The following is a 6,397-nucleotide window of genomic DNA, read 5'->3' as shown; positions in this document are numbered from 1 at the left end:
TTTTTTTATTGTAGTTGTTTCCAATTGGAATCTGGATTATAAATGTTTCAAAATAATTTTTAAAAGATCATATTTTGGCCTTTATTGCTGTCAGCTCCGTTTTTTCATGGTCCTTGATTTGGGCTTTCATTGCCGTCAGCTTCAGCTGACGGATGCTGATGATATAAAGTATTTCTTGGGCTTTAGCCCAATTATTGAAATTTTAAGCAATTTTAGAATGATTTTTACAAATGTTTTGGCTAAAGCCGGAAGGGAGCTCTATCCTATCAATCCGTTGGCTGAAGCCAACGGCAATGAAAAATGCTTTTTTTATTGTAGTTTATTCCAATTGGGATCTGGATTATAAATGTTTCAAAATAATTTTTAAAAGATCATATGTTGGCCTTTATTGCTGTCAGCTCCGGTTTTTCATGGTCCTTGATTTAAGCTTTCATTGCCGTCAGCTTCAGCTGACGGATGCTGATGATATAAGATATTCATTGGGCTTTAGCCCAAATTCCGTCTTTAAATTATGATAAAGATTTGGCTAACCTGAGGCTTCTCCAAATCCGTTGGCTGAAGCCAACAAAAATGAACAAGATGGTTATCACTTGATGAATAAAGAACAGGCTAATTCAGGCTTCGCTCTTGCTGACGGCTTTCAGTTTTTGTTCCAGTTCGCTGATCTTGGCCAAGCGTTCGGCAGAAAATGTCCTGTCTGTTTGTTCAGAAAATTTCAACAGGTGAAAAGCTTTCTGGTAACCGTTTTTTGCATTTTCCTTTTGATTCATAGCCATAAAAATATCGGCTTCTATATGCAGCAGGTCAGCAAGGGGTTCAAATAATTTAATGTTCAGGTTTTTCTCATCCATCAGCTTTTGTGCAACATCATTACTGCTAAGCGAACGGATATATTCAGGATCGAGGTGGAAATATTCGTCAATGGCCATTCCCACCATCTCAAGAGCTTCTTCATATTTTTCAGCCTTTTTCAATCCCAGAAGTATAGCAATGAATTTTGCAATTTCTTCAATGATTCTGAGTATGTAATCTTTTTTAATCATTCTTTTTTAATCAGAAGTTATCCACCCTAAAAAAGAAGGCCATATTGGACAAACACAGCCTTCAGCAGAAAATTAAATTTCTCAAAATCACTTCTTTGCCTTACAACAACCATTGGTTTTAGCTTTTTTACAGGCAGAACCTTTGGTTTTGCAACACCTGGCATTTTTACACTTCATTTTACAGGTATCAGCAGGAACAACCGCGCTGGTAATCCCCGAAACTTTCGACGAAGAGGCCTTTACGGATGCCGGAATTGAGGCAAGGCCCAGGAAAGCCAATGAAAGAAAAACAAATATGAATTTTTTCATAAACCGGATTTTATAATTTATACAAATATAGACAATTTGATTGGATGTTTTATTTCCGTAAATATTCATTAAAACCCTATCAGGACTGTTAGCTAATGCTGACGGAAACTTATAAGTGCAGAAATATTTAACCACAATGGACACAAGGAATCCACAAGGTTCACCATTTCTTTGTGCAGTGGTGTAAATGTTTGACTACACCATAAACAGGAAAAGCCATTAATCTCTGGGGACAAAATTATCATCCGTCAAGGTCCAGAAATGCATGACCGGTTTACAATCCCTGAAACCCAGGCTTTGATATAACTTTTGAGCATGGTCATTGTCATCCCGGACTTCCAGGGTAACTTTACAATAATCCCTTTCACGGGCAATGGCAATTACGGCTTCCAGCAATTTGCGGCCAATACCTTTTCCCCTTTGCCCGCCCGATACAAATACATCATGGATGTTGATATAGGGTTTGGCCTTAAAAGTGGAAAAATTGACAAAGCAGGTGGTCAGTCCCACAAATTCTTCATCCAATACTGCAAATAAAAGGAAACAGGCGGGATGTGCAGCCAGGCCTTCCACCAGGGGCTGTTTCCTGTCCTCTGGCAATGCCCCGCCCCCTCCCATCTCATCATGCATGTAAGAATCGATGAGCCTTACGACATGCTTTTGATGAATGGGGTTTGAAAAATCACATTGAACTATCTTCAGATTATCCGGATTCATTTGAATATATTTGATTGTAAGTTGCTTTTTTAAAGATATACATGAGCTGCAAAGATATTGTTTTGTACAAAAAGGAGCACAATTGTTCGGCCCAAAAATATTATCACAATGATAAACTATAAGTTATGACAAGAACCAAAGAGAATTGTATTATTCTTTGTCTTAACCTTTGCAGTTTGGCTGCTTTGCGAGAAATATATTCCACCCGAAGACGCAGAGACGTAAAAATGCATAACCACTAGGTCACGGAGAGCACGGAGGATAAATGGGTTGAAGTTGTTTGACGTGGTTTGTTTTTTGCGAAGATATATAAATACAATAACACAGAGACACACTGAGAAGACACTGAGTTGCACTGAGAAAAAAACTCTGTGAATCTATGTGAAATAATTAACTAAAAAAATATAAATACGATAACACAGAGATGCAATGACACGAAGAAATTAAAATGGCTCGAAGGGTTAGATTAATAATATTTAAAAAATTTTAATTATGAAATAAATTACATTAAATTTCGTTAGGTTGAAAATGAAAATAAATTGTACAGAAACGCAGCAAAATAATATCTTTGTGATTAAAATTTCAAGCTATGAAAATTCAGTTCCTAGGGGCTGCCAGGGAAGTTACTGGGAGCAAACATTTGATAACAACTGACAACGGGAAAAAAATATTACTTGATTGTGGCATGTATCAAGGCAAAGGAGAAGAGACAGATAGTATGAACCGCAAATTGGGGTTCGATCCGTCCGTCATTGATTACCTGATTCTATCTCATGCCCACATCGACCATTCGGGATTAATTCCATACATCCATAAACTAGGGTTTAATGGAACCATTATCAGCACTCATGCCACGCGTGACTTATGTTCCATCATGCTGGCCGATTGCGGCAGAATACAGGAAAGTGATACCCATACCAATAATAAAAAAAGGGCCCTGAAAGGTTTACCCCCTTTAGAACCTATCTATACAAAGGCAGATGCCGATGACTGCATGCAGTCATTCATCAGTATTCCATACAACAGGCCCTTCTTCGTTGACGAAGGGATAAAAGTCACCTTTACCAATACCGGCCATTTGTTGGGTAGCGGTGTGGTCAATTTGGAAATCAGCGAAAATGGAAAAACCACCTGCATAGCTTTCACCGGTGATATAGGTCGTCCAACAAACAGGATACTTAAGTCACCCCAATCTTTTCCTCAAGCTGATATTGTGATTACCGAATCCACATACGGAGACCGAATCCACGAACATCATGAAAAGGCAGAAGATATGCTGCTTCAAACGGTCATTGACACCTGTGTCAAGAAAAAAGGAAAGCTCATCATCCCATCCTTTAGCGTAGGCCGTACTCAGGAAATTGTTTATTCGCTCAACAACTTTTACAATGCCCATAAGTTGCCGGCCATCAATGTTTATGTAGATAGTCCGCTTTCAGTGAATGCCACTAATATTATGAGACTTCATCGCGAATGTTACAACGAAAGCATCCTGGAAGTAATGGAAACAGACCCCGACCCGTTTGGCTTTAACAATCTCTTTTATATAACCAGTTCGGAAGATTCAAAAAAGCTGAACAATGCCAAGCAACCCTGTGTGATCATCTCTGCTTCAGGAATGATGGAAGCCGGAAGGGTAAAACATCACCTGGCCAACAGTATTGATAATAAAAAGAATACCATTCTTGCAGTGGGTTATTGTGCACCTACCACGCTGGGCGCCAGAATTATCAGGGGAGATAAAAAAGTTTCTATCTTTGGCATTATCCATGAAGTAAAAGCAGAGGTAAGGGTAATTGAATCCTACAGCGGACATGGAGACTATAAGGAAATGATTGATTTTTTAAGTTGCCAGGACAAGAAAAAAATCAAAAAGTTGTTTGTCGTCCATGGAGAATACCAGGTCCAACTGAAATATAAACAAACCCTGGAAGAAAACGGATTTTCGAATATAGAAATTCCGGAATTGGGACAAGAAGTAGAAATTTAACATTAATCCAATCAATAATCTGAATTCGTTTTAAAATGAACAAAACAATTTATGTCTTTAGCCTTTTGACAGTAATTCCTTCCTATTGTTTTGCACAAATAAGTCCGGATAGATTAATGAAGGATGAAATGAATCATAGGAAGTGGAACAAAAGTATAATCACCGTACCCCAACCCAACCAGAAAAAAAGTAAAGAATGGAAATTGGGCGGAAACCTAAACCTGAGTGGTGCGCAAACTTCTTTTTCAAATTGGTCAGCAGGAGGTGAAAATTCCGTATCAGGCAATTCCTATCTAAGCCTCTTTGCAAACCATAAAACAGACACTTCAATGTGGGAAAACACATTGGCGCTCTCTTATGGTATGGCCAATCAGGGAAGTGGGAAATTAATTAAGAATGACGATAAGCTCAACTTTGTTTCCAACTTCGGAATAAAAGCTTCTAAAAACTGGTATTATAGTGGTTCAATGAACCTTAACAGTCAGATGTTTAACGGATATAACTATCCCAATGATTCGGTGGTTGTATCCCGTTTATTTGCTCCGGCTTATCTGATTACCTCTTTGGGTATGGATTTCAAACCCCAGAAAGTGAAAAATATGGAATTGCTTCTGGCACCTGTTACCGGCAAGGTTACTTTCGTACTCGACCAAAGATTAGCTGATTTAGGATACTTTGGGGTAAAAAAAGCCACCTATGACGACAGTAAAAGCCTTATTGACCATGGCCAGGAAATGAAATACGAATTTGGCGGTTATGTCAAACTCAACTGGAACGGTGAAGTGATGAAAAATATTAACATGGATTCCAAACTGGGCCTTTTTACCAATTATATGCATAATCCCGAAAATATAGATGTGAACTGGGATGTAACCTTATCTACCCAGATTAATAAATATATCTCTGCAAATGTCCGTACCAGCTTAGTTTATGATGATGACACCAAAACCCAGAAAAAAAACGACGAGGGTAAAAACTATATGGCAGGGCCTCAAATTCAATTCAAGGAAATTTTCGGCATTGGTTTTGCCTATAAATTCATGATGTAATATGAAGCTGCTTCATACTTCCGACTGGCATCTCGGGAAACATCTCGAAACCATTTCCAGGATTGAAGAACAGCAGGATGTACTTAACGAAATAATTGATATTGCCGAAAAAGAGGAAGTGGATGCAGTACTGGTCACGGGGGATTTATTTGACACGTTTAATCCTTCAGTGGAAGCAATCGATCTGTTTTACAAAACCTTAAAGTGTCTGGCAGATAATGGCCGTAGGCCAGTAGTTGCCATTGCCGGCAATCACGATTCGCCCGACCGCATTGAAGCACCTGACCCCCTTGCCAAAGAATGCGGAATAATCTTTGCCGGCTATCCCAATTCCAAAATTCAGCCATTTGACCTTAAAACCGGCTTATCTGTGATCAATAGCGAAGAAGGATTCCTTGAATTAAAATTACCGCACTGCGATGATCCGCTGAGAATTCTTCTTACTCCTTATGCCAATGAATACCGGTTAAAAACTTACCTGGGGCAGGAAAATTCAGAAGAAGAACTCAGACAAGTCCTGCAGGAAAACTGGCAAAGGCTGGCAGATAAATATCTGGATGAAAAAGGGATAAACATCCTGGCAGCCCATCTGTTTTTGATGAAGGAAGGTACGGAACAACCCGAAGAACCGGAAGATGAAAAACCTGTACTTCATCTTGGCGGTGCACAGGCCATTTATTCGCGCAATCTGCCCGGGCAATTACAATATGCAGCTTTGGGGCATTTACACCGCAAACAGTTCATTGATACTGCCCCCTGCCCTGTTGTTTATTGCGGAAGCCCTTTGGCCTACAGCTTTGGAGAAGCAAACCAGGACAAATATGTGATGATTGCAGACATTCAACCCGGAAAGGAAGCCCAAGTCCGGGAGGTGGAACTGCAAAAAGCAAAAAAATTGTTGCGTAGGAAATTCGACAAGGTCGATCAGGCTTGTGAATGGCTTAGCCAATGCGACCATTCCATCGTGGAATTGACCATGGAAACGGACCATTACCTTACCCCGGACGAGAAAAAAAGGCTCTATGCCGCTCATCCCGGGCTGTTTATTATTCCGGGAATCAACAATCAGGATCAACCGGCCGAAGATAAAAAAGAAGACATCGATTTAACACGTAATATTGACCTGTTATTTTCCGATTATTTTGCATCCAAGAATGCCGGACAACAGCCTGCTGAAGAGATCATGGAGATTTTTAAAGAAATAATAGCACAGGAGGTTGAAGAATGATACCGGTCAGCCTTACCCTCAAAGGGGTTTACTCCTATCAAAAAGAACAGACCATTGATTT

General features: G+C 39.6%; 7 protein-coding genes. 4 read left to right on the top strand and 3 right to left on the bottom strand.

The window, feature by feature from the left end; translation table 11 throughout:
- On the top strand, positions 1 to 346 hold a 346-nt coding region (locus Q8907_11070; protein ID MDP4274809.1), incomplete at its 5' end, for a hypothetical protein.
- Positions 347 to 614: 268 nt separating this feature from the next.
- On the opposite strand, the gene Q8907_11065 is transcribed toward Q8907_11070, so the two are convergent.
- The 3 genes from Q8907_11065 to Q8907_11055 all read right to left on the bottom strand — a co-directional run bounded on the left by Q8907_11065 (position 615) and on the right by Q8907_11055 (position 2,069).
- Positions 615 to 1,043, bottom strand: a complete 429-nt coding sequence (locus Q8907_11065) for a DUF6483 family protein (GenBank protein ID MDP4274808.1) — start codon at positions 1,041 to 1,043, stop codon at positions 615 to 617.
- A gap of 87 nt (positions 1,044 to 1,130) precedes the next feature.
- Positions 1,131 to 1,352 (bottom strand): hypothetical protein, encoded by a 222-nt coding sequence (locus Q8907_11060; GenBank protein ID MDP4274807.1) that lies wholly within the window; start codon positions 1,350 to 1,352, stop codon positions 1,131 to 1,133.
- 219 nt (positions 1,353 to 1,571) lie between these two features.
- Positions 1,572 to 2,069 (bottom strand): GNAT family N-acetyltransferase, encoded by a 498-nt coding sequence (locus Q8907_11055; protein MDP4274806.1) that lies wholly within the window; start codon positions 2,067 to 2,069, stop codon positions 1,572 to 1,574.
- A gap of 589 nt (positions 2,070 to 2,658) precedes the next feature.
- Here Q8907_11055 and Q8907_11050 point away from each other — a divergent pair.
- The 3 genes from Q8907_11050 to sbcD are packed head-to-tail and all read left to right on the top strand — an operon-like array spanning position 2,659 to position 6,336.
- The gene (locus tag Q8907_11050) at positions 2,659 to 4,059 is read left to right on the top strand and encodes an MBL fold metallo-hydrolase (protein MDP4274805.1); all 1,401 of its coding nucleotides are present in this window, start codon (positions 2,659 to 2,661) and stop codon (positions 4,057 to 4,059) included.
- 35 nt (positions 4,060 to 4,094) lie between these two features.
- Positions 4,095 to 5,108, top strand: coding sequence for a DUF3078 domain-containing protein (locus Q8907_11045; protein ID MDP4274804.1), 1,014 nt, complete (start codon positions 4,095 to 4,097; stop codon positions 5,106 to 5,108).
- Between the two features lies 1 nt (position 5,109).
- A complete protein-coding gene (gene sbcD, locus Q8907_11040) occupies positions 5,110 to 6,336 on the top strand; it encodes an exonuclease subunit SbcD (protein MDP4274803.1) in 1,227 nt (408 codons plus the stop codon).
- Positions 6,337 to 6,397: the final 61 nt, after the last annotated feature.

This window comes from Bacteroidota bacterium (assembly GCA_030706565.1).
Lineage (GTDB): Bacteria > Bacteroidota > Bacteroidia > Bacteroidales > JAUZOH01 > JAUZOH01.
This window is presented reverse-complemented; position numbering and strand designations above follow the sequence as displayed.

Excerpts from the sequence above, each read along its gene's own strand:
- Q8907_11045 (MDP4274804.1), top strand. The coding sequence starts at position 4,095 with ATGAACAAAACAATTTATGTCTTTAGCCTTTTGACAGTAATTCCTTCC.
- Q8907_11065 (MDP4274808.1), bottom strand. The coding sequence starts at position 1,043 with ATGATTAAAAAAGATTACATACTCAGAATCATTGAAGAAATTGCAAAA.
- sbcD (MDP4274803.1), top strand. The coding sequence starts at position 5,110 with ATGAAGCTGCTTCATACTTCCGACTGGCATCTCGGGAAACATCTCGAA.
- Q8907_11055 (MDP4274806.1), bottom strand. The coding sequence starts at position 2,069 with ATGAATCCGGATAATCTGAAGATAGTTCAATGTGATTTTTCAAACCCC.
- Q8907_11060 (MDP4274807.1), bottom strand. The coding sequence starts at position 1,352 with ATGAAAAAATTCATATTTGTTTTTCTTTCATTGGCTTTCCTGGGCCTT.
- Q8907_11050 (MDP4274805.1), top strand. The coding sequence starts at position 2,659 with ATGAAAATTCAGTTCCTAGGGGCTGCCAGGGAAGTTACTGGGAGCAAA.